This window comes from Pseudomonas mosselii (genome assembly GCF_005796105.1).
In the GTDB taxonomy this organism is placed as follows: domain Bacteria; phylum Pseudomonadota; class Gammaproteobacteria; order Pseudomonadales; family Pseudomonadaceae; genus Aquipseudomonas; species Aquipseudomonas mosselii_C.
In genome coordinates, this window is sequence record NZ_VAUO01000002.1 from 230768 (window position 1) to 253371 (window position 22604).

Annotated in this window: 23 protein-coding genes; 11 read left to right on the forward strand and 12 right to left on the reverse strand. The window is 62.9% G+C overall.

Annotation, left to right across the window (positions count from 1 at the left end; genetic code table 11):
- The first annotated feature begins 105 nt into the window (after positions 1–105).
- On the forward strand, positions 106–576 hold the full coding sequence (locus FEM01_RS05980; RefSeq protein WP_046856681.1) for an RNA methyltransferase: 471 nt from the start codon (positions 106–108) through the stop codon (positions 574–576).
- A gap of 85 nt (positions 577–661) precedes the next feature.
- Here the strand turns inward: FEM01_RS05980 and FEM01_RS05985 are convergent, their stop codons facing one another.
- The 5 genes from FEM01_RS05985 to FEM01_RS06005 all read right to left on the reverse strand — a co-directional run bounded on the left by FEM01_RS05985 (position 662) and on the right by FEM01_RS06005 (position 6757).
- On the reverse strand, positions 662–2152 hold the full coding sequence (locus FEM01_RS05985) for an aldehyde dehydrogenase (protein ID WP_138218378.1): 1491 nt from the start codon (positions 2150–2152) through the stop codon (positions 662–664).
- A gap of 11 nt (positions 2153–2163) precedes the next feature.
- Positions 2164–3057 carry a dihydrodipicolinate synthase family protein gene (locus FEM01_RS05990; protein WP_138218379.1) on the reverse strand — a complete coding sequence of 298 codons (894 nt, stop codon included), beginning with the start codon at positions 3055–3057 and terminating at the stop codon, positions 2164–2166.
- 67 nt (positions 3058–3124) lie between these two features.
- Positions 3125–4453: an MFS transporter gene (locus FEM01_RS05995; RefSeq protein WP_138218380.1), complete on the reverse strand. Its 1329-nt coding sequence runs from the start codon at positions 4451–4453 to the stop codon at positions 3125–3127.
- Positions 4454–4638: 185 nt separating this feature from the next.
- Positions 4639–5958: an NAD(P)/FAD-dependent oxidoreductase gene (locus FEM01_RS06000; protein ID WP_138218381.1), complete on the reverse strand. Its 1320-nt coding sequence runs from the start codon at positions 5956–5958 to the stop codon at positions 4639–4641.
- A 76-nt stretch (positions 5959–6034) separates the two neighbouring features.
- Positions 6035–6757, reverse strand: coding sequence for a GntR family transcriptional regulator (locus FEM01_RS06005; RefSeq protein ID WP_138218382.1), 723 nt, complete (start codon positions 6755–6757; stop codon positions 6035–6037).
- 418 nt (positions 6758–7175) lie between these two features.
- Between FEM01_RS06005 and FEM01_RS06010 the strand changes: the two genes are divergently transcribed.
- From FEM01_RS06010 to FEM01_RS06040, 7 genes are all read left to right on the forward strand, one after another.
- A complete protein-coding gene (locus tag FEM01_RS06010) occupies positions 7176–7865 on the forward strand; it encodes a GntR family transcriptional regulator (RefSeq protein ID WP_138218383.1) in 690 nt (229 codons plus the stop codon).
- A 152-nt stretch (positions 7866–8017) separates the two neighbouring features.
- Positions 8018–8869: a glycine betaine ABC transporter substrate-binding protein gene (locus tag FEM01_RS06015; protein ID WP_138218384.1), complete on the forward strand. Its 852-nt coding sequence runs from the start codon at positions 8018–8020 to the stop codon at positions 8867–8869.
- A gap of 76 nt (positions 8870–8945) precedes the next feature.
- On the forward strand, positions 8946–10040 hold the full coding sequence (locus FEM01_RS06020; RefSeq protein ID WP_138218385.1) for a quaternary amine ABC transporter ATP-binding protein: 1095 nt from the start codon (positions 8946–8948) through the stop codon (positions 10038–10040).
- Entirely contained in the window at positions 10037–10888 is an 852-nt protein-coding gene (locus FEM01_RS06025) for an ABC transporter permease (protein ID WP_138218386.1), read from the forward strand. Before FEM01_RS06020 ends, FEM01_RS06025 begins: the two co-directional genes overlap by 4 nt.
- On the forward strand, positions 10875–11729 hold the full coding sequence (locus tag FEM01_RS06030; protein WP_138218387.1) for an ABC transporter permease: 855 nt from the start codon (positions 10875–10877) through the stop codon (positions 11727–11729). Before FEM01_RS06025 ends, FEM01_RS06030 begins: the two co-directional genes overlap by 14 nt.
- 63 nt (positions 11730–11792) lie before the next feature.
- Entirely contained in the window at positions 11793–12833 is a 1041-nt protein-coding gene (locus FEM01_RS06035) for a GlxA family transcriptional regulator (RefSeq protein WP_138218388.1), read from the forward strand.
- Between the two features lie 137 nt (positions 12834–12970).
- On the forward strand, positions 12971–13312 hold the full coding sequence (locus FEM01_RS06040) for a DUF2892 domain-containing protein (protein ID WP_138218389.1): 342 nt from the start codon (positions 12971–12973) through the stop codon (positions 13310–13312).
- 21 nt (positions 13313–13333) lie between these two features.
- Here FEM01_RS06040 and FEM01_RS06045 read toward each other — a convergent pair whose 3' ends face one another.
- On the reverse strand, positions 13334–14542 hold the full coding sequence (locus tag FEM01_RS06045) for a hypothetical protein (RefSeq protein WP_138218390.1): 1209 nt from the start codon (positions 14540–14542) through the stop codon (positions 13334–13336).
- A 34-nt stretch (positions 14543–14576) separates the two neighbouring features.
- Positions 14577–15026 carry a YcgN family cysteine cluster protein gene (locus tag FEM01_RS06050; RefSeq protein WP_138218391.1) on the reverse strand — a complete coding sequence of 150 codons (450 nt, stop codon included), beginning with the start codon at positions 15024–15026 and terminating at the stop codon, positions 14577–14579.
- A 221-nt stretch (positions 15027–15247) separates the two neighbouring features.
- Here FEM01_RS06050 and FEM01_RS06055 point away from each other — a divergent pair, with 221 nt between their 5' ends.
- On the forward strand, positions 15248–15841 hold the full coding sequence (locus FEM01_RS06055) for a nitroreductase family protein (RefSeq protein WP_138218392.1): 594 nt from the start codon (positions 15248–15250) through the stop codon (positions 15839–15841).
- An 80-nt stretch (positions 15842–15921) separates the two neighbouring features.
- Here FEM01_RS06055 and FEM01_RS06060 read toward each other — a convergent pair whose 3' ends face one another.
- The 4 genes from FEM01_RS06060 to FEM01_RS06075 all read right to left on the reverse strand — a co-directional run bounded on the left by FEM01_RS06060 (position 15922) and on the right by FEM01_RS06075 (position 20147).
- On the reverse strand, positions 15922–16854 hold the full coding sequence (locus FEM01_RS06060; protein WP_138218393.1) for a D-2-hydroxyacid dehydrogenase: 933 nt from the start codon (positions 16852–16854) through the stop codon (positions 15922–15924).
- Between the two features lie 75 nt (positions 16855–16929).
- Positions 16930–17223 carry a YcgL domain-containing protein gene (locus FEM01_RS06065; RefSeq protein WP_138218394.1) on the reverse strand — a complete coding sequence of 98 codons (294 nt, stop codon included), beginning with the start codon at positions 17221–17223 and terminating at the stop codon, positions 16930–16932.
- The gene (gene rnd, locus FEM01_RS06070) at positions 17220–18353 is read right to left on the reverse strand and encodes a ribonuclease D (RefSeq protein ID WP_138218395.1); all 1134 of its coding nucleotides are present in this window, start codon (positions 18351–18353) and stop codon (positions 17220–17222) included. The genes FEM01_RS06065 and rnd overlap by 4 nt, the downstream gene beginning before the upstream one ends.
- Positions 18354–18509: 156 nt before the next feature.
- Entirely contained in the window at positions 18510–20147 is a 1638-nt protein-coding gene (locus tag FEM01_RS06075) for a phosphoethanolamine transferase (protein WP_138219106.1), read from the reverse strand.
- A gap of 264 nt (positions 20148–20411) precedes the next feature.
- On the opposite strand from FEM01_RS06075, the gene FEM01_RS06080 reads away from it, so the two are divergent.
- Complete coding sequence (locus FEM01_RS06080) at positions 20412–20648, forward strand: YdcH family protein (RefSeq protein WP_138218396.1); 237 nt, start codon at positions 20412–20414, stop codon at positions 20646–20648.
- A 68-nt stretch (positions 20649–20716) separates the two neighbouring features.
- Here FEM01_RS06080 and FEM01_RS06085 read toward each other — a convergent pair whose 3' ends face one another.
- Complete coding sequence (locus FEM01_RS06085) at positions 20717–21880, reverse strand: trans-sulfuration enzyme family protein (protein WP_138218397.1); 1164 nt, start codon at positions 21878–21880, stop codon at positions 20717–20719.
- A gap of 165 nt (positions 21881–22045) precedes the next feature.
- On the opposite strand from FEM01_RS06085, the gene FEM01_RS06090 reads away from it, so the two are divergent.
- A complete protein-coding gene (locus FEM01_RS06090) occupies positions 22046–22504 on the forward strand; it encodes an Lrp/AsnC family transcriptional regulator (RefSeq protein WP_138218398.1) in 459 nt (152 codons plus the stop codon).
- Positions 22505–22604 lie beyond the last annotated feature (100 nt).

Here is a 22604-nt window from a genome sequence, read left to right on the forward strand (position 1 = left end):
TTGGGGGTGCCTGCGAAACCAGGGGCGATTCAGAAGGACTGACGGTCGCCCTAAGGGGCGGGCAGCCCGTATAATCGCGCTCTTTTTTGCGAAGGGCCCCGACTCGTGGCGAACAAACGGTACAGCTGCATCGGCCTGTTCAACCCCAAATCCGCCGAAAACGTAGGTTCGGTGATGCGTGCGGCGGGCTGCTATGGGGTCAATTCGGTGTTCTACACCGGCAAGCGCTATGAGCGCGCGCGTGACTTCGTCACCGACACCAAGCGCGTGCACTACGACATTCCGCTGATCGGCATCGATGACCTGCAGCGCATCATTCCGCTGGGCTGCACGCCGGTGGCAGTGGAACTGGTGGACGGTGCAAGGCCGCTGCCGGAATACACCCACCCGGATCGGGCGATCTACATCTTCGGGCCGGAGGATGGCTCGCTGAGCGAAGACGTACGTGGCTGGTGCGAAGAGACGATCTACATTCCCACCCAAGGCTGCATGAACCTGGCGGCCACGGTGAACGTGGTGCTGTATGACCGCATGGCCAAGGGCTTGAATACCCGCTCGGGGCCGAAGTTCAAGTAGACATACCGCCGCGAAAGGGCCAGCCCCGGTATCACCGGGGCGGCCAGGTGCCGAACTCCGTCAGAACAGCACCGGTACTGCTCGGTTACGAAGCGTTGATCCAGATGGTCTTAAGCTCGGTGTACTGGTCATGGGCCCAGATCGACTTGTCGCGCCCGCCGAAGCCGGACTCCTTGTAGCCGCCGAACGGCGTGGAGACATCACCCTCGCCGAAGCAGTTCACGGTCACCACACCTGCGCGGATCTCGCGGGACAGGCGCAGCGCATTGCGCAGGCTGCCGGTGTAGGCCGAGGCCGCCAGGCCGTAGACGGTGTCGTTGGCCAGCTCGATGGCTTCGTCGATGCTCTCGAAGGTCGTCACGCTGAGGATCGGGCCGAAGATCTCCTCGACGAACAGCTTGTTGTCGCGGGTCACGCCATCGACGATGGTCGGCTGCACACGCAGGCCGTCTTCGGTCTGGCCGCCCTGCACCACGTTGAGCTTGTGCTCGGCGGCGTAGTCCAGGTACGACTTGACCTTCTCGAAGTGCGCCTTGCTGACCATCGCACCCAGGCGGTTGTCCGGGTCCAGCGGATCGCCCAGCTTCCAGTCTTTCAGGTGCTTGCCGATCAGGTCGAGCAGTTCGTCCTTGACGTCCTTGTGCACAATCAGGCGCGAGGAAGCCGAGCAGTTCTCACCCATGTTCCAGAACGCACCAGCGGTGACGAACCGCGCCACTTCGTCGAGGTCTTCGCAGTCGTTCATGACCACGGCCGGGTTCTTGCCACCCAGCTCAAGCACGATGCGCTTGAGGTTGGACTCGGCGGCGTACTTGAGGAACAGGCGACCGGTATCGGTGGAGCCGGTGAAGCTGACCATCGGGATGTCCATGTGGCGGCCGATGGCCTCGCCCACTTCGCGGCCACCGCCAGGCACCAGGTTGAACACACCGGCCGGGATACCCGCCTCATGGGCAAGCTCGGCTACGCGCAGGGCGCTCAAGGTGGTTTCCTTGGCCGGCTTGACCACGATCGAGCAGCCAGCGGCCAGCGACGGGGCAATCTTCCAAGCCAGCATCAGCAGCGGGAAGTTCCATGGCAGCACCAGGCCGACCACGCCAATGGCTTCGCGCACCACCATGGTCACGGCAGCATTGCCGGTCGGGGCGGTGGCATCGTAGATCTTGTCGATCAGCTCGGCGTGCCAGCGGATGGTGTGGATGGTTTCCGGCACATCGACGTTCTGGCACTCGCTGACCGGCTTGCCGCTGTCCAGCGCTTCGAGCACGGCCAGTTCATGGGCATTGTCTTCGAGCAGTTGGGCGAACTTCTGCAAGACGTGCTTGCGGTCGTTCGGCTGCATCTTCGACCAGGTGCCCGCTTCGAACACGCGCGTCGCCGCGGCCACGGCGAGGTTCACGTCGTCGACGTCGCACGCAGCGACTTCAGCCAGTTGCTCGCCGGTAGCCGGGTTGGTGGTGACGAAGGTGCGGCCCGAGATCGCATCGCGGAATTCACCGTCGATGAACGCCTGGGTGCGCAGTTGCAGGTTGGCGGCGATGGCCGCGTATTGGGCCTTGCTCAGCAATTCAGCCATGTTCGGTCTCCTTATTTGATCTGGGCGATGGTGGCCTTCAATTCGGTGATCACACGCTTGAGCTCTTCTTTCTCGGCAGCGTCGAGGTCATACAGCGGCTTGCGCACGCCACCGGTTTTCAGGCCGTTGAGGGCAACCCCGTGCTTGATCGACTGGACGAACTTGCCGCCTTCGAGGAAGTCCATCAGCGGCATCATCGCGGCCATGATCTTGCGGCCCTTGTCGAAGTTCTTCTCGATCACGCAGGCTTCGTACAGGGCCACGTGCTCGCGCGGGATGAAGTTGGAACCGGCGCAGACCCAGCTCTGCGCGCCCCAGGCGAAGAATTCCAGGGCCTGGTCGTCCCAGCCGCAGGACAACTGGATGTTCGGGCGCTTGATCGCCAGGCGGTGCAGCTGGGCCATGTCACCGGAGCTTTCCTTGATGGCGACGATGTTCTTCACGTCAGCGACGGCGTCGAAGAACGCCTCGCCCATGCTCACGCTCATGCGGCCTGGATAGTTGTAGAGCATGATCGGAAGATCGGCGGCAGCGTCCACGGTTTTGACGTGCAGGGCGATTTCCTGCTGAGTCGGCAGCGCGTACGGCGGGGTACCGACCAGCAGCGCGTCAGCCTTGATCTCCTTGGCGTGGCTGCCGAAGGCAACGGCGTCTTCGGTGCGGATACCGCCCGTACCGACGATCAGCGGCAGACGGCCATTGAGTACGTCCTTGGCCTGAGCGGCCAACTCGATGCGCTCCTGGGTGGTGTGGGCGTAGTACTCGCCCGTGGAGCCACCGATGATTACACCGTGAATCTTGGACTCGACCAGATACTCGAGGACCTCGGCGAAGGCCGCCTTGTCGATCGAGCCGTCTGCGGCCAGGGGGGTGATTGCCGGGGTGTAGATGCCTTCGAATTTCATGGGTTTCTCCGTTGTTTCCTGTGCGTTCATGTTCGAACCTTGCCGGACCACCCCGGCAAGGGATGGCTCAATTCAGCGAAGCGGCCTGTTGCAGATTCAGCGAGCGGGTTTCCGGCGCCAGGGCGAGGGAGAACGCCAAGCCAACGAATGTCACCAGCGCCGCCGCGTACATGGTTGCGCCAATGCCATAGCTATCGAGGGCCATCGGCACCAGCCAGGTGCCCACCGCCGCGCCAACGCGCGACATGGAGGTGCCCACACCTACCGCGCACGCGCGGATCTCGGTGGGGAACAATTCGTTCGGGTAGACCAGTTGCAGTACCTGGGCACCGCCGATGAACAGCGCGTACGCGCCGAAGAGCACCAGGATGAGCATTTCCGTGGCACTGCTGAACGCCCCCAGCCCGAGCAGGGCCAGGCCAGACCAGAAGAAGCTGTGAAGCAATGTGGTACGACGGCCGAGGGTGTTCAGAAGGCGGGTGGCGATGATGCAGCCGACCACGAACAGGAAGGTGATCGCCACCGAACCGATCGAGGCCCAGTCGCCCTTGAGGTTGAGCGCACCCAGCACCTTCGGGGCGAAGGCATACACGGCGAACACCGGGATCACCGAACAGGTCCAGAACATGGTGACGAACAGCATGCGCTTACCGTAGCCGGCCTGCAGCAAGCTCATGAATGACAGCGTACGCGTCTTGGGCTCTTCGGGCAGGTTGCGCAGCGAGAAGGCGCTGCCATAAACACGCTTGATGACCTGTTCGGCCTCTTGGCTGCGGCCCTTGCTGATCAGCCAGCGTGGCGACTCGGGCGTCCCCAGGCGAATGACGAACAGCAGCGCACCGATGACGGCGGCACTGGCCAGCACCAGGCGCCAGGCATCGTCGCCGCCATGGCGCAGGATCGCCTCACCCACCACGTAGGCGGTGGCAGCCCCAGCGAACCACAGGACGGTCAGGGTGGCCAGGCGGGGGCCACGGTTCTTCTTGGGCAGGAACTCCACCAGCAGTGAAGTGGCCACTGGATATTCGATACCCACGGCGATGCCGATGACCAAGCGCAGCAGGAACAGCGCCAGTGCCGACTCCACCCAGAATTGCGCGAGCGAGGCGAGGATGAACAGGGTCGGGCCGACGAAGAACACCCGCTTGCGCCCGAAGCGGTCAGTCAGCCAGCCGCCGAAGAAACCGCCGAAGAAAATCCCGATCAATGCGGAGGCGGCGATCATACCCTGCCAGAAACTGCTCAGCGACAGGCCCGCGGCCATCTGCACCATGGCCACGCCGATGATACTCAGCACATAACCGTCCACGAACGAGCCACCGCCCGAACGTACAGTCAACAGTTGGTGAAAGCGATTAAGCGGTACATCTTCGATCGATACAGCGGTGTTTGTCATTATTTTCTCCAGCCCACATCAAACGCAGCCTGTTCTCAGGGCGAACGAACCCGCGATGCTGAAAAACACTTTCAGCCCCGTGAGTTCGAAGTTGCACTTCGAACAAAAACAGCACGCAATAGAAACCTCACGCCGGGTATCAAATACCCAGCCGATACTTATTTACTGGCCATGCCTCAGTTCAATTAGCTTTCTTGTCCGGCGCGCAACTGGCCCCATTTCAGATTGAAGTTCAAACCCAGTGACGTCAGGGCTGCCGGCGGGTTGGCGCACGGGCCTGGCGAGTTCAATACGAAGTCGATCAAGTCGTTTTTTTCGCCCGCCAGCCAGTCGGCCAGCAACTTGCCGGTGGCCGTACCGCGGGTCACACCCAAGCCGTTGCAGCACAACGCGCCATAGACGTTCGGCGCCAACTGCCCGAAATAGCCCAGGTGGTTGCGCGACATCGCCAGCGCGCCGCCCCAGGTGTATTCGAACGGCAGGCCCGAGAGCATCGGGAAGCGCCGCTCGAACGAATCGCGGTGGCGCGGCGCGAAGCGCTCCAGGTACTTGCGGTTGGCACGGCCATCCGGGTTGAAGCTGAAACTGTTGCGGATCAGCAGGCGATTGTCCGGGGTACGGCGCACTGTCGTGCCGAACGGATCGGCCGGAATCACGCCCCAATACGGCTTGCCGCCCAGGCGCGCTTGCTCATCGGCACTCATCGGGCGGGTCAGGCTGGCGTAAGTGAACACCGGCAGCATACGGCCCTTGAGGAAGCCAAAGCTCATGCCGAAGGCATTGGTGGTAAGCACCAGCTTGTCGGCGGTGATCGAGCCGTGGGCGTGACGCAATACGGTCTTGGCGCCGTACTCGACCTCGACGATGGGCGTGTTCTCGTACAGCGTGACATTGCCCGGCAGGTGATCGGCAAGGCCTTTGACCAGCGCAGCAGGCTGGACCAGCGAGGTGCCGGGGGTGAACAGGGCCTTGCGATAGAAGTGCGTGCCGATGTGCTCGGGCAGCTCGTTGGCCTCGATCATTTGCCAGGGCTGGCCAAGCTTGTCCAGGCCACGGCGGTAGGCGTCGAGTACGGCAATGCCCCGCGGCTCCACGGCAGCTTGGTACTTGCCGCAGTGTTTCATCTGGCAATCGATGCGATGCCGCTCGACCAGGTCCTTGAGCAACGACTGACCGCTGAGGTTGAGCTTGAGAACGGTCTTGGCGATGCCGATGTCGCCAATATAGTCATCGGCACCAATATCGTGGGGCAAGTCGATGGCAAAGCCTGCGTTGCGACCTGACGAGCCGAAGCCCACTTCCTGGGCATCGAGCAACACGATCTGCTCATCCGGGAAGTGCTCGGCCAACTGGCGTGCGGCGGCCAGACCGGTGAAACCGGCCCCGACCACGACCCAGCGGGCGGTGCTGTGGCCGCTGTGCGCTGGTTGTACGGCGCGGCCCTTGCTCAGGTGGTACCAGCCGCAAGTGGTGTCGTCGGCGGGCAACGAGGTGATCTTTGTCATTTCAGGAACCAGATATTGTTGTTAGGTCTGTTCCTCACCCGCTCCTTGCACCAAGGGGCGGCGGAGAGTGTCGGTGCTACAAGTTCAGGGCCACATCCATGCCCTGGGGCGCTGCGTACTCGGCCATGCGTCGGCGGGAAAGCTCCATGTGTTCGCGGACCAGGCGTCCTGCGGTTTCCGGGTCGCGGCGCTCGATTGCCTCGATCATCTGGTCGTGCTGCAAACAGGCCAGTTCAAGGTCGGCCTGCATGTCGGCAGTGGTCGGGTGGCGATAGAAGATAGTGCCCAGGCGGGTGTGATCGATGAGGACGCGACGCAGGCTGGGCATCAGGTAGTCGTTGTGCGCCATCTTGCCGATTTCCAGGTGGAAGGCGTCGTTGTAGATCACGCGGTTTTCCACGTCCCGATCGACGATAGCCTGGCGGAATTGCTCTTGAATCGCCTTCAGCGCCTCGATCTCACGCGCGGTGGCGTAAGTCGCAGCCAACTGCGTGGTGGCCACGTAGATCAGCGGTGCGGCCAGGAAGAAGCTGTGCAGCGAGTCATGGTTCATGGCCGCGACGCGGGGAGCGCGATTGGTTTCCAGCTCGATGTAACCCTCGGCGGCGATCTGGCGCAGCAACTCGCGCACCGGTGGGCGCGAAAGGCCGAACTCGTCGCACAGCGCCAGTTCATCGACCACGGCCCCGGGTGCCAGCTCCATGCTCAGGATGCGCCGGCGTAGTGCGTCGGCCAGGACGCCCTTACGGTCGAGCGGCGCATCGCCTGTGAGTGGGTGGACATCAGCAGTGGCTTTCATAGCGGCCTTTTTGGTTGTCATAAGCTTGTGTCTACTATTTGTATAATGACTATAGGGGAGCGTTAGACAATGTGTCTACAGCTTTTTCGATGAGCGGTTTCAGGGTGCGTGTAGCCGGATAACGCTTGGCTCATTTGATCACATCCGCACGCGCCTCGGGTCGGCGGCCCTGGATCGATATCGGTAAACAGGCGCTTATCCATTGCCGACAGAGTCGTGCCCATGTACGACCCTTTTTCACTCTGCGTGTCGAGCAGATCTCGGGCGCAAAGCCATGAATCTACTGGCTCGATGGGTATTCTTGATGAATTTTTTTGGTATACACAAAGAATACAACACGATTGACCCCCTTCCGATCCCGTGCCAGTCTGCTTCAAAACAGCCATCACTCCGGGTGTCACCGCAGCGGGGGGTCTTCATGAGAAGCGGCAAGAACGACCTGTACGAGGATCTGAAACACCAGATCCTGACCATGGAACTGGATCCCGACCAGGCGCTCGACGAACTGGGTCTGAGCGAGCGCTATGGTTTGTCGCGGACCCCGGTGCGTGACGTGTTCCGCCGCCTGGCCGGCGAGGGCTATCTCGACATCCAGGAACACCGCGGCGCCCGGGTGGCACCGATGAACCACGCGACGCTGCGCAATTTCTTCCTCGTCGCCCCGATGATCTACGCTGCGGTTGGCCGCCTGGCAGTGCACAACTACAAGCCAGGTCAACTGCGCGAGCTGCGCGCGACACAAGAACGCTTTCGCCGCGCCAGCATCGAGCACGACGCCCGCGCGATGGTGGTGGAGAACAATCGCTTTCACGAAATAATGGGCCAGATGTCCGCCAACCCCTACCTCGAACCGAGCCTGGGGCGCCTGCTGATCGACCATGCACGCATCGGCCACACGTTCTTTCGCCCGCGCAACGGCGCCATGCACCACGACCTGGCACTGGCGGTGGCGCACCACGACAGCTTCATCGAGGCCTTCGACCGCCACGACGAAGGCGCAGTGGTGGATCTGGTGTTCGAACACTGGGAACTGTCGCGCGGCAACATGCAGTTGTACATCGCCCCCCAGGGGCTAGTGGACGACTTCGCCACCGGTACCGGGGGCTGAAGCAAGCGGGCATCGCCCGATCACTGTAGACGTTGGTAGTACGGAACCCTGGCGGGCCTTTGCCCGGCGGCGGATCCGCGCAGGTGAAATTCAACAACGACAACAACTAATAGGGCGGCAACGCCCGTTTCGACACCTCGAAGGAGCACCACATGAATCGTATCCGCAAGGCGTTGTGTGCACTGGCAATGGTCGGGCTGGGGTTATGCCAGGCGCATGCCGAAGACAAGGTCATCAAGATGGGGACCCTGTCCTGGGAAGACCTCACGCCGATCACCGGCATCACCAAGAAAGCCCTCGAAAACGCAGGCTACAAGGTCGAAGTGACCTCGTTCTCCGAATGGGGCATCGCCTATGCCGCACTGGGCAAGGGCGACGTGCAGATCCTCGCGTCGCAGATCAACTACGTGGCCAGCGACTACTGGAAGAAGAACAAGAACCGCCTGGAGAAGATCTCGCCTGTGTCCCACGGGCTGTACCAAGGCATTGCAGTGCCCAAGTACGTGAACATCGATTCCGTCGAACAGCTCAACGCCAACGCCGACAAGTTCGGCAACAAGATCATCGGCATCGAGCCGGGCTCGGGCCTGATGGGCGAAGCCGCCAAGGCGGTCAAGGACTACGACCTCAAGCTCAACCTGATCGAGGGCAGCACCGCGGCCATGACCGCCGCGCTCAAGTCGGCCGTGGACCGTAAAGAGTGGGTCGCCGTGACCCTGTGGGAACCCACCTGGATGGCCCTGAAGTACGACACCAAGTTCCTCGCCGACCCTAAAGGCATCTTCGCCCCGCCACAGACCTACTACTGGATCGGCCAGAAGGGCTTCTCGGCAGAAAACCCGCAGGCGCGCGAAGTGATCGCCGGAGTCTACGTGCCGTTGCCGGACATCAGCGCGATCAATGCCGCAGTCAACGATGGCAAGAGCATGGACCAGGCGATCAAGGACTGGACCGACAGCCATGCCGACCTGCTCAAACGCTGGGCGGAAATGAAGAAGTACTGATTGAGGCGTAACAGCCCTTGCCACTGCCGAACTTGAACACAAGAACACACCAGAAAACCTGGTTCGGGTGCACTTTATGAATACCGAAAATGCTGTAGATACATTGGTCGATTGCCGCGGCGTCTGGAAAATTTTCGGCGACCGCGCGCCGGCCGCCCTCCAGGCCTACCGCGAGCGCGGCCTGAGCAAGACCCAGATCCTCCAGGAATACGGCTGCGTGGTCGGCGTCTCGGACGTCAGCCTGCAGGTCCGTCGTGGTGAAATCTTCTGCATCATGGGCCTGTCCGGCAGTGGCAAGTCCACCCTGATCCGCCTGCTCAACCGCCTCATCACCCCCACCAGCGGTGAAGTGCTGGTCAAGGGCCGGGACATCGCCCGGCTCGACGCACCCGCGCTGCGTGAGGTGCGCGCCAAGCACATTGGCATGGTGTTCCAAAGCGTCGCGCTGCTGCCACACCGCACAGTGCTGGAAAACGCGGCTTTCGGCCTTGAAGTACAAGGCGTGGCCAAGGCAGAACGCCATGAGGTGGCCAGTCGCGCACTGGCCACCGTAGGGCTGAGCGACTGGGCCAACCGCTATCCGTCAGACCTGTCCGGTGGCATGCAGCAGCGGGTGGGCCTGGCCCGGGCAATCGCCTCGGACCCTGAAGTGATCCTCATGGACGAGCCCTTCAGCGCCCTCGATCCGCTGATTCGCCGCCAACTGCAAGACGAATTCCGCGAGTTGACCAAATCCCTGGGCAAGTCGGCAGTGTTCATCACCCACGACCTCGAGGAAGCCATTCGCATCGGCGACCGCATCGCGATCATGAAAGATGGGGTGATCATCCAGGAAGGCACCGCCGAGGACATCGTGCTCAACCCGGCCGATGATTATGTGGCCGAGTTCGTCGCCGGCATCTCGCGCCTGCACCTGGTCAAGGCCCACTCGATCATGCTGCCGCCAGCCCGCGGCCAAAGTTACGAGCACCTGGAGTGCGCAAGCCCAGAAAGCGACCTGGACACCCTGATCAACCTGCTGATTCGCTCCGGGCACGACGCCGTGGGCGTGCGCGACAACGGCGTCTTGGTCGGCGTGATCAGTCAGCGCGACCTGCTGCGCGCCGTGCAAGGTGTGCCGCCGGAAACGCCGTTGTACGCGGTGACCTCGCAACGGGAGGGCTCGGCATGAACCCCGCGGACTTCGCTGCCGCTTTCGACGAAACCGTCGACAACGGTCTGATGTGGCTGTCGGACAACGCCTCGCACATCTTCGATGCCCTCAACGGTGTGCTCAAGGCGCTCTACGAAGCGGTACTGGCGGTGCTCACCGTGGCCCCCTTCTATGTAGTGGCAGTGTTGTTCGCCTTGCTGGCCTGGCGCCTGGCCGGGCGGCGCTTCGCCCTCGGGACCCTGGCCGCCTTGTTGTTGTGCGCGGTCATGGGCCTGTGGCCGCAGACCATGAGCACCCTGGCGCTGGTGCTGACCGCCACCAGCCTGGCGCTGGTGGTCGGCATCCCGTGCGGCGTGGCCGCAGGCCTGTCGCCCACCCTGCACCGGATCAGCGAGCCGGTGATGGACCTGGTCCAGACCCTGCCGCCCTACATCTACCTGCTACCGGCCATCGCCCTACTCGGCTATGGCTCCGGCACCGCCTTGGTGGCCACCTTCATCGTCGCCGTGCCACCGGTGCTGCGCCTGACCGCACTGGGCATCCGCATGACGCCCAAGGTGTTCCTGGAACTGGGCAACGCCAGTGGCACCACCGGCTGGCAGCAGTTCGTCAAGATCCGCCTGCCGTTCGCCCTGCCCAGCATCATGACCGGCATCAACCAGAGCCTGATGATGGCCTTCGGCATGGTGGTGATCGCCGGCATCGTCGGTTCCGGCGGCCTGGGCGAGGTGATCTACACCGCCATCCGTACCCTGGATATCGCCCGTTCGATCAATGCCGCCATCGCCATCGTGGTGCTGACCCTGATCCTCGATCGCCTCGCCCAGAGCGGCACTCGCCAGGAGAACAGCCATGACGCTCACTGAGCTCAACGTATCGCCCGGCGCCTACCTGGCACCGGTGTTCGACTGGCTCAACGCCAACCTGCATGGCCTATTCGTGGCCATCAGCCACTTCGTCGAAGCCGTGCTCGGCGCCATCGAAGCGGCCCTGCTGTTACCGCCGGCCTGGGCGCTGATCGCCGTAGTGTGCCTGCTGACCGGCGTTTTCATCAGCCTGCGCAGCGCCGCGCTGGCTCTGGCATTGCTCGGCTTCTGCTGGATCAGTGGATTCTGGAACGCCTCGATGCAGACCATCGCGCTGGTGTCGGTGGCGGTGCTGATCGCCGTGGCCATCGCCTTCCCGCTGGGGATTCTGGCGGCGCGGGTCAAGCGCTTCGACAACGCAATCGGTCCGGTGCTGAACATCATGCAGACCGTACCGCCATGGGTTTACCTGATCCCGGCGGTGATCATCTTCAGCCTGGGCAAGGTGCCGGCGATCATCGCCACCATCATCTATGGCATTCCACCGATGTTGCGCCTGACCAGCCTGGGCTTTCGCCAGGTGCCCAAGGACTTGCTGGAGTTAGGCCAAGCCACCGGCGCCAAGCCCACCACCATCTTGCTCAAGATCGAACTGCCCAGCGCCCTGCCGACCCTGCTGGTGGGCCTGAACCAGTGCATCTTGCTGTCGCTGGCGATGGTGGTACTGGCCGGGCTGGTCGGTGCTGGCGGCCTGGGTGCGGAAGTGACCCGCGGTCTGACCCGCATGGAAATGGGCCTGGGCTTGCGCGCGGGCCTGGCGATCGTCGCCGTGGCCCTGCTGCTCGACCGACTCTCCCGGGGCCTGCTGGAAAAACGCCGGGGGGCCGTGCCCAGTCACTGAACCTAACCTGCGGCGGGCCGACGCGCCCGCCGTTTTCCAACCTGCCAGCAAGAGAAACACCCGTTGCGCCCGACTCGACATTTCAGCAACGCCCTGCAAGGGCATAACTCGCGCTTCACCAGCCATCCAGCACAGTCCACCGACCAACCGGCCCGCGTGGGCTTTCTGCTGTTGGAACACTTTTCCCTGCCGGCCTTCACACAGGCGCTGGACACCCTGGTCACCGCCAACCTGATCCAGCCCAACGTTTGCAGTAGTACAACCTTCACCCTCGACGGCGCATCGGTCGCGAGCGATCTGGGCATCGTCATCTGCCCCGCCGCCGCTATGGCGCAGAGCCTGGAGCAGCCGCTGGAACTGTTCGTGGTCTGTGGTGGATTACGCACTGCGCTCAGCGCCACCCCGGAGCTGACCAGCCTGCTCCAGGCGCTGGCGCGCAAGGGCGTAGCGCTGGCCGGGTTATGGAATGGCGCGTGGTTCCTCGGCCAGGCCGGGCTGCTCGAAGGCCACCGCTGCGCCGTGCACCCCGAGCACCGCGGCGCGGTGGCCGAAATCGCCCGGCACAGCCAGGTCTGCACCGATAGCTACGCGGTCGACGGCGACCGCCTCAGCGCCGCCAGCCCTGGAGGGGCGTTCAGCATGCTGCTCGAATGGCTCCGGCGCCTGCGCGGCAGGGCACTGGCCGAAGGCATCGAGGCGATCCTGGCCTTCGAGGCGTCACGCTACAAACGCACCACGGCAGCGGCGCAAGCCAATATCAGCGAGCCGCTGCGCGAGGCGATCAACTTGATGAACGCCAACTTGGAAGAACCTCTGAGCCAGGACCAACTGGCCAACTATGTCGGCCGCTCGAAACGCCAGATCGGGCGATTGTTCCAGCATCAGTTGGGCACTACCCCAGTGCGCTACTACCTGGAGCTGCGTATCACCGAGAGCCGGCGCCTGCTGCAGTATTCCGAACTACCGATCCTGGATGTGGCGGTGGCCTGCGGGTTCGTCTCGGCCAGCCACTTCAGCAAGTGCTATGCGTCGTTCTTCGGCTACAGCCCATCGCGCGAGAAGCGCTTTGGCTGCGTGAAGACAGTCAAGCGCGAGAGCGCCTAGAGGCCTCGTTCAGTCAGGCTGCACAGGCACCGAAGCGTGGGACACGCCTGCATACGGCCACCAGCGAGCAGCGCGATTGAACAGGCATCGCGCTCACGGGGTCAGCTGCATACCCCATGCTTACAGGAGACCTTGCAATGCGCGATATCCACCCCCTACCGGACACCCGCGAAAACAACGTGCACGGCCTGGAGCGCCTCAGCTCCCTGGCCGGTGGCGCACTGATGATCAGCAAAGGCCTGCGTCACGGCGGCCTGCTTGGCATGTTGCAAGTCGCGGTCGGCGGCCTGGCCCTGGCCCGTGGCGTCAGCGGACACTGTTCGACCAAAGCCTGGTGGCTGCATCAGCGCGCCGAGTATCAGCGCTTGCACAGCGATATCAAGCGAGGGGCCGCCGAGTTGCAAGCGCTCAAGGCCAGTGCCGAGGCTGCGGCGCGCGCAGTGACGGTGACCGGCAAGGATCCGTTGACGGGCCCGTGAGCCCACCCTCGCGGGGTTTGCTCAGCGCAGCACCTTGCTCTGCAACACCTCCGACGGGCGTCCGAGCACGTTCTCGCTGATCTGCACGAACTCCTCGGTGTTGACGCTGGACAGTCGCATCAGCGCACGGGCCACGTCGTCGAGGGAGCGCTTGTCGTGGTTGTGCAGACGGATCTCGCGGTCCAGGGCCTGCAACAATAGTACGCCGCGAGCCACTTGGGCGGCGTCGGCCTTGTCGCCGTTGAGGTGGCTGACCTTGGCCGCACGCTTGTGCAACCGGGCCTGCAACGTGGCATATCGGTCATCGCTCAGGCCACCAGCACGACGCAGCAGTTCGGTGGCGTAATAATCGGTGAAGCTTTCACCCAACCAGTCGCTGGCGTCGCGGTCGTTTATCTGCGCGAACAGCTGCACCAACTCGCGCAGCAACGGGCTGTTGCCGCTTTCACTGATCAACGGGCTGGTGCTGTGCAGGTACAGCGAGTTGTAGCCAGGCAGCGCGCCGCGCCACATCTCGTCACGCGCTCCGACCACCAGCAGCTTGTTCGGATTGCGCGGGAACACCGCTTGCAACTGCGGCCAGATGAAGGTCAGCAGGGTGAGAGTGTCCATGCGCCGCATGCCCTGCCCTTGCGGCGCGGCCACGGTGACTTCGGTCTCGCCCAGGCGCGCGCGACGGCTGCCGAGGTTGCCAGCGAGCATCCAGCCGGTGGGGCGGTCGAACAGGCGCGAGACATCGTCGATGCGAAACTTCTGCCGGCTGATGCGCGGCCAAGCGGTCTCGACACTCTTCCAGCCCTTGGGCAAGTCGAAGGCCAGGCGCGCCACCAGTTCGGTGCCGTCCTGTTGATCGAGGCGGGCCGGTGGAACCAGTTGCTCGCCGCGGAACAACGCCCAGTGGGGCGTGATGCGGGTCTCGTGGGTAGTGCTACGGGGCTGTTGGTCGAGCAGAACGCGATAGCTCAGGCTGGTCTTGCCAGGCGCCGGACGCCACACGCCACGGCCGTTTTGCGCCTGCCATTGGCCATCGGCGAGAAAGTCGCTGTAGGCACCGCCCTTGCCAAGGTCGAAGTCCAGGCTGCGCACCACACTGCCGTCGGCCAGGGTCAGGCGCACCTCGGCCTGGCCGCTCTGCGGCAGCAGACGCACTTGATAATCCAGGTCGACTTTCTTGGCCAACACCTGTGAACTGGCCAGCAGGCAGGCAACTATCAACAGCAGGCGACGCATTACACAACTCCTTGTTCCCCAGGGGCGAGAATGTTCAGCCGGCACGGAAGATCAGGTGATCTTCCCAGTCGTCTTCGTCTACATCGTTTTCGCTAAGCATGCGCCCGGCGCGGGAAATACGCTGCTCGTGCACCTGAGTGCGATCGCCGCTGACCAAGTGGTGCCAGGCCGGCAAGTCCTTGCCTTCGCTGACCAGGCGGTAGCCGCAGGTCGGCGGCAGCCATTTGAACTGGTCCGCCTTGCCGGGCGTCAGCTGAATGCAGTCGGGCACGTGGGCGAAACGGTTGGGGTAGTCGCTGCATTGACAGCTGTGCAGGTCAAGCAGCTTGCAGGCGATGCTGGTGTAATAGACGGCGTTGTCCTCTTCGTCCTCGAGCTTCTGCAAGCAGCACAAGCCACAGCCGTCGCACAGCGATTCCCACTCTTTATTGTCGAGTTCATCGAGGGTCTTGCGCCGCCAGAACGGCGCGGTGTCGGCGATCATCACACGGTTTCCTGCGAGGGTCTGCTACACGCTTCAAGCCATAAGCTTCAAGCGAGTGCGACGAGTTCGGCTTTTTTCTTGTGGCTTGCAGCTTGAGACGAGTAGCTGGCGCCATGGCGGCGCCAGTCTAGAGACTGTCTGGCAGCAATACCAGACCGCTTGTCAGTGCCCGTCGGACGCAGTAGCGTGCGGTCCTTATCCATCCCTTCGCAGGAGCCCCCATGAGCGCCAACCCTCGCATTGCCGACTACGCCATCAACGAGCAGTTCATCAATCGCTGGTCGCCCCGGGCCTTCACCGGCGAGCCGATCAGCCAGGACACCCTGCTGAGCTTCCTCGAAGCTGCGCGCTGGGCGCCGTCGGCCTACAACTCGCAGCCATGGCGTTTCCTCTATGCCCGCCGTGACACGCCAAGCTGGGAGCGCTACCTGGCGATTCTCAACGAGTTCAACCGCAGCTGGGCGCAGCACGCCTCGGCGCTGGTGCTGGTGATCTCCAAGACCACCTTCGCCGCGCCCGGCTCCGAGGAAGAAAAACCCGCCCTGTGGCACACCTTCGACACAGGCTCCGCCTGGGGCCACCTGGCCTTGCAGGCGAGCATCAGCGGCTGGCACACCCACGGCATGGCCGGCTTTGACCAGGAACTGGCGCGCAGCGAGCTGAAGATCCCCGAAGGCTACGCGCTGCATGCGATGGTGGCGATCGGCAAGCTGGGCGACAAGGCGACCCTGGCCGAAGCCCTGCAATCGCGCGAAGTACCCAGCCCGCGCCGGCCCCTGAGCGAGCTGGCGGCCGAGGGTGACTTCAGTCTCTAAAAAGCGGTGAGCTGTAAGCTGCAAGCGGCAAGAAGAAGCGAGTTCGTGTGAGCTCGCAGCTTGTAGCTCGCAGCTTGCGCCTAGTACCCCCGGGCGAAATCCACCTCGCCTCGCAAACCTTGCCCTGCTGCATACGCCTGCACATTCTCGACGAACAAACGCACCATCGCCGCAGGCGATGTGGGTGCCGAGCTGTGCCCAGTCAGCAGCAAGCCCCAGGCCGTCCAGAACGGATGCCGCTGGGGCAGCGGCTCCTGCCGACACACATCGATCACCGCGCCCGCCAGGTGCCCCTGCTTGAGCGCCTCGACCAGGTCGGCATCGACCACCGCCGCGCCGCGCCCGGCGTTGATGAACAATGCCGTGGGCAAGAAGCGCTGGAACAACGCCGCGTTGTACACATCATGCGTGGCTGGCGTGTCGGGCAGCAGGTTGAGCACGTAGTCCACCTGTGCGACTAGACGCGGCAATGCTTCAAGCCCAGCCACTTCGACGAACGGTGCCTGCTCACGGGCGCTATTGGCCACGCCGTACAGCGTCACCCCGAACGGCAGCAGGAACTCGGCGACCCGCTGGCCGATATCGCCGGTGCCGACGATCAGCACCCGCCGACCTTCCAGCGTGCGCCCAGGGCGCGCGTCCCAGCGCCGCTCCACCTGGCTGACCAGGCGCGACAGGACATCGCGCTCGTGCCCCAGCATGTAGGTGAGCATGTACTCGGCCATGACCTGCCCGAAAATGCCCACGGCACGGGTCAAACGGTAGTCACGGGGCAAACCTGCAGCCAGCAGCGGGGTGATGCCCGCCCAGGTCGACTGCATCCATTGCGGGGTGTGGCCTTGACGCAACAGGCTGGCCAATAGGTCCGGCTGGCCCAACCACACCGGGCAATCGGGGGCAAAACGCGCCAGCGCAGCGGAATCGCCGCTGGTCAGGACTTCCAGGTCCGGTGCCGCTTCGCCGAGCAGGCGAGCGTAGAGGGCATGATCCTTTTCAGCGATCAGAACACGCATGTGAAACACAACCTTGACAGACAACGAAAACGGCCCGCGTGGCGGGCCGCTGGAATGCGCTGCGCAGTGTCCGACTCAGGCCGGATCGTTGCGCCGCAGCAGCTCTTCGGGCAGGTGCTCGATGTAGTCGTCTTCGGGCGGCGGCATCTGCAAGTGGTAGCCCTGGTTGTCGAGGTTCTCCAGGACCTTGGCGATGTCCTCACGGGCCAGCTTGCGCTCGGGGCTCAACACCAGATCGAATGCGTGCATCGGGGTGCCGAAAAACGGCAACAGACCTTCCGGTACGCGCTCCAGGCCATCGGCCTTGAGTACGTAGAGGTACATTTCGTGCTTGCGCGGGCTCTTGTAGATCGAGCAGATACGTTTCATGCGTTGTCTCCAGCACCCGCCAGATCATCCAGCAGGGCCTGGCCCATACGCTCGCGACGCCAGCCGCGCAGCGAATCGGGCAATTGATAGGGGCCATTGGGGTAGCCGCTCTTGAGCAGCGCTTCCAGGGTCTTCTTGCGCAGCATCAACTCCGGGGCGATCTGCAAGCGCTCGCCTTCGGCCTGACCGATGGCGCGCAAACGCTTGAGAATGCCGGCGGCTTCGATCGGCAGTGGCTCGGGCTGCGCCGGTGGCCATTGATCTGGCGGCAGGGCCGCAGCGCGCTTGATCAGGTCAAGGAGGAACTGACCGTCCTGGCGGATGGTACGCGGGTGCATGTCCTCGATTTTCGCCAGCGCCGAGAGGTTGTCCGGTTGGGTCTTGGCCATCGGCCACAGCGCGTGCTCTTTGAGAATGCGACTGCGCGGCACATCACGCCGACGGGCTTCGCCTTCGCGCCAGATACACAGCTCGCGCAACACGGCCAGTTGCTGGCGCGACAGTTTCCAGGCCAGCTTCACCTCGCGATACAGCGTTTGCGGGTCGACTTCGCGGCGCATGGCGGCCACCAGCTCCGCGCCATCCTCAAGCACCCAGGCGTACTTGTCGTCGCTCAGGCGCGGGCGCAGGGCGTCGAACAACTCAGCCAGGTGCACCGCGTCTTCGGCAGCGTAGCTGACCTGCGTCTCGGACAACGGCCGCTGCAACCAGTCAGAGCGGGTCTCGCCCTTGGGCAGGTCAAGCCCCAGCACGTCCTGCACCAGGCGCGAATAGCCCATGGAAAAGCCGATGTTGAGGTAGCCAGCCGCCAGTTGCGTGTCGAACAGCGGCTGCGGCAGCTTGCCGGTCAGGCGCAGCAGGACTTCGAGGTCTTCGCTGCACGCGTGCAGCACCTTGACCACCGCGCTGTCCTCCAGAAGCCCTGCCAGGGGCTGCCAGTCACGAATCAGCAAGGGATCGATGAGGTAGGCATGTCGACCGACGCCGATCTGCACCAGGCCGGCCTTGGGATAGAAGGTATCGACGCGCATGAACTCGGTGTCGAGCGCCACGAAGGGCTGCTCACGCCAGCGTCGACAGTGCTCGGCCAGGGGCTGGTCGTCACGGATCCAGTGAATTTCGATGGCCACGAGGCTCTCCCACTAACATTGGCGCGCAGTATATACGGCGCGGCCCCTGCGGGTGAAACCTCGCGCCATCCGTGGTGCCGGGCGGTTGCCCGGTGCAAGATCGAATCAGCCTGCACACAATGCACGGCGCAGCGCCGTGCTTCGTGTGCAGGTGGCTCAACGTCCTGCCGCCAGCCACGGCCGGCAACTGGCGAACATGTCCAGCGATTGCTGGTAGACCGCCGTACGCACCTGCAGCAGGCCGAGCATGGAGTGGAACAGGTTGTCCTGGGACAACGGTGCATCACGCAGCTTGGCCATGCACTCGGTATCCAGGCCGAAGTCCTGGCGGTAACTGTCGGAGAACCACGCCAGCAATGGCACGTGCTTTTGCTGATCCGGCGCGATGGCGTACGGGGTGCCATGCAGGAACAGGTTGTACTCGCCCAGCGACTCGCCGTGGTCGGAGAGGTAGATCATCGCGGTATCGACCTTGTCCTGCTTGCTGCGCAGGGTATCGATCAGCGACGAAAGAACGCTATCGGTGTAGGCCAGGGTGTTGTCATAGCCATTCATGATCTCTTCGCGGCTGCACTGGTTCAGCGCATTGCTGCGGCACACCGGCTGGAACGGCTCCTGCCCTTGCGGATAACGCTTGAAGTATTCCGGGCCATGGCTACCCATCTGGTGCAGCACCAGCACGGTGTCCTTGTCGAGGTTGTCGATCAGCTCGCCCAGCCCCTGCAGCAGGATCTGATCGTGGCACTCACCGCCCGCACACAAGGTCGGGTCCTTGAGGTTGCTCACGTCGATGAACTGCACCCGGTCGCAGGTCCCCTTGCAGCCGGACTGATTGTCGCGCCACTGCACGGCAAGGCCAGCACGCTGGAGGATATCCAGCAGCCCCTCGCGGTTCTTGGCCACCCGGGCGTCATAGTTCTTGCGGCCCATGCCGGAGAACATACAGGGCACCGACACGGCGGTCTCGGTACCGCACGAGTGCACGTCGGTGAAGCTCAGCAGACCTGCCTGCCGGGCCAGCTTGGGCGTGGTGTCGCGGGCATAGCCCAGCAGCCCGAAATTCTCCGCACGGGCACTTTCCCCCACCACCAGTACGGTCAGGGATTTACGTGTGTGGTGCTGCCAGGCCGCATCGCGGCGGGCGTCTTCACCATAGGTCTGGAACGGCCGCGCAGCGGTGCCGAACTGCTCGTTCACGTAGCCGATGGAAGCGCCGACGATGTTGCTTGGGGTGAGCATCAAGCGCAGCTCGTGGTGATTGCGAAACAGCGATGACAAACCCTGATAGTTGATCAATGCCACCGAACCTAACGCCGCCACGCACGCGCCGCTGACCACCAGCTTGCCGAGCAAATCGCGGTGCCAGGGGCGATAGACGATGTTGGCCTTCCACACCAGCAGCGACGGCAGCCCACCGAGCAGCGCGATATACAGCACAAACTTCACAGACAACAAGTCGCGTACTTCCGCAACATTGGTTTCCGCGACATTGCGGAACATGCCTGCATCAATCAGTACGCCGTATTGATTCATGAAATAAGCCACCCCTGCCCCACTCATGAACAGGAGAATCAATACCGGTTTCAAGACATAACGAAAGGCCAACAACGTCAGTATCAGGTTGAAGGCGAACAGCATCAGCACAACGAACGCCAAGCCCAGCCAGAGCCCTACCATGCCGGGCGGCAGAATGCTTTGCAGGTGCCCCCAAAGGTAGGTGTTGAGGCCAATCAACAGGTAAAGGCTGGCCAACAGCGTGACCCATTCAGTCCGCAGGGATTTGACATTCAACATTGGCATTCGCACTTAGAGTTCATGAGCGGCCAGGGCGACCGGACGGGCCCTGGAAAGTTGGCCGAACTCTAGAAAGCCTAGCATCAATTTTTTGTGAAAAACTTGGTAACAATTGGTGCGACAGTGGATTTCACTGAATAAACAGTTTTCATTCAGCATTCATTCAGCCAGGGCTGACGCATCGCTATCGACTCCACGACTGCGCGCAGGGCGACTATTCTCAGAGATCAGGCCCTTTCGCCAACCCCAGACAGAGGTGAAGAAATGCCAGTTCCGCACGATTTGCTAGCAGACCTGCACATTACCGCTGACGCATTCCAGGCGCTCATGGACAAGGACCAGGCACTCCATTCGCTGCACAAGGAGTACAACGCCAAGGACAAGGAGGTCGTCGCCGCCGAAGGCAACGGCACCAACGACGAGGCGGTCAACCGCCTGCGCAAGGAAAGACTACTGCTCAAGGATAAGATCGAACGAATCATCCATCCGCCCAAGGCCTGACACGGCCATCGCGGGGCACGTCGCAACGGTGCTACACCGGCAGGACGCGCCCCGTACTCAGCGTACCCTCAAGCCGATGCCTGCAATGCCGTTTCCAGGTCCTCGATCAGGTCGCGGTAATCCTCGATCCCCACCGACAAGCGCACTAGATTCTCGCTGATCCCCATCTCGCCCTTCTGCGCCGGGCTCAAAGAGTTGTGCGACATGCTCCAGGAGTGGTTGATCATGCTCTCCACCCCACCCAGCGAGTCGGCCAGCACGAAGATCTGCAACGCCTCCACCAGCCGGTTGACCGCTGCCCGGTCGCCTTTGATACGCAGCGCCACCACCGCCCCGCCGGTACGCATCTGGCGGGTGCACAGTGCATGCTGCGGATGGCTCGGCAAGCCCGGATAGAACACCTGCTCGACCTGCGGATGCCCTTCGAGGAATTGCGCCACGCGCAGGGCATTGGCGCTCTGGCGGTCCATGCGCACATCGAGGGTCTTGAGCCCACGCAACGCCAGGTAGCAATCGAACGGGCCCTGAATGGCACCCACCGCCATACTGATGCGGCGCAGGCGCTTGAGCAGGTCGTGGTTGGCCGCCACCACCACGCCACCGGTCAGGTCGGAGTGGCCACCGATGTACTTGCTCGCCGAATGCATCACCAGATCCACGCCGAGGGTGATCGGCTGTTGATTCCATGGCGAGCAGAAGGTGTTGTCGATGCAGGTCAGGATGCCGCGCTCGCGGGCCAGCGCGCATACCGCCTTGATATCCACAAGATGCAGCAGCGGGTTGGTCGGCGATTCGATCCAGATCAATTGCGTTTCGGGCCGGATGGCTGCGGCCACGGCGTCGAGGTCGTTGAGATCGACGTAGGTAGTGGTCAAGCCCGAGGTGCGCGCGCGGTAGTCCTCAAGCAGTCGGAACGTACCACCGTAGACCCCGTTCATCACCACTACATGGGCGTCCTTGTCGAGCAGTTCGAGCACCGTGGCGGTCGCGCTCACGCCCGAGGCGCACGCCACCGCGCCGACCCCTTCTTCCAGTTCGGCCACGCACGTCTCATAGGCGTGGCGGGTGGGATTGCTGACGCGGCTGTAGGCGTACTCGGGATGGTCGTCCAACCCACGCTTGATAAAGGAGCTGGAGGTGACGATGGCCGGGAAGATGGCGTTGTCGGCAACGTTGGACTGCTCGCCGGCGTGGATGGTGCGGGTGGCGAAATTACGCGGCTTGTCGGACATGCTCGGGCTCTTGGGCGAAGTGGAAAAGACGCCACTATCGCATATCCGCGGGGCACTGGCGCTGCCGCGAATATTGTTATCGATGCGAAGGCCCCATGGCTCCCCTTTATCACTATAAGCGGCTAATCTGGGGTAACTTTTTCTCCCATTGAGCCTAAACGCACCATGGACAGTTTCGACCAGCATATCCTCACCCTGCTTCAGCGCGACGCCTCGCTGTCGCTCAAGGATTTGGCCGAAGCGGTCAATCTGTCGACCACGCCGTGCTGGAAACGCGTCAAACGCCTTGAGGAGGAAGGCTACATTCGTGGCCGCGTCACGCTGCTCGATCCCGAGCGGCTGGGCCTGGGGCTGACGGTGTTCGTGCAGCTCAAGACCCAGCGCCATGACAGCGCGTGGTTGGCGCAGTTCGCCACCACCGTAACGGCGTTCGAGGAAGTCATGGAGGTGTACCGGATGTCCGGCGACTGGGACTACATGCTGCGGGTGGTGGTCGGCGACATCAAGGCCTATGACCGTTTTTACAAGAAGCTCATCACCAGCACCGAGGGGTTGTCCAATATCACCTCGAGCTTTGCCATGGAGCAGATGAAGTACACCACGGCGTATCCGGTCAGTCGCTGAAGCCACATCACTCTCTTATGTGTGCCGTGGCTGAGATCCTTGGGCTGCTATGCAGCCCTTTCGCGGCACAAGGCCGCTCCTACACAGGGGACCGTGCCAA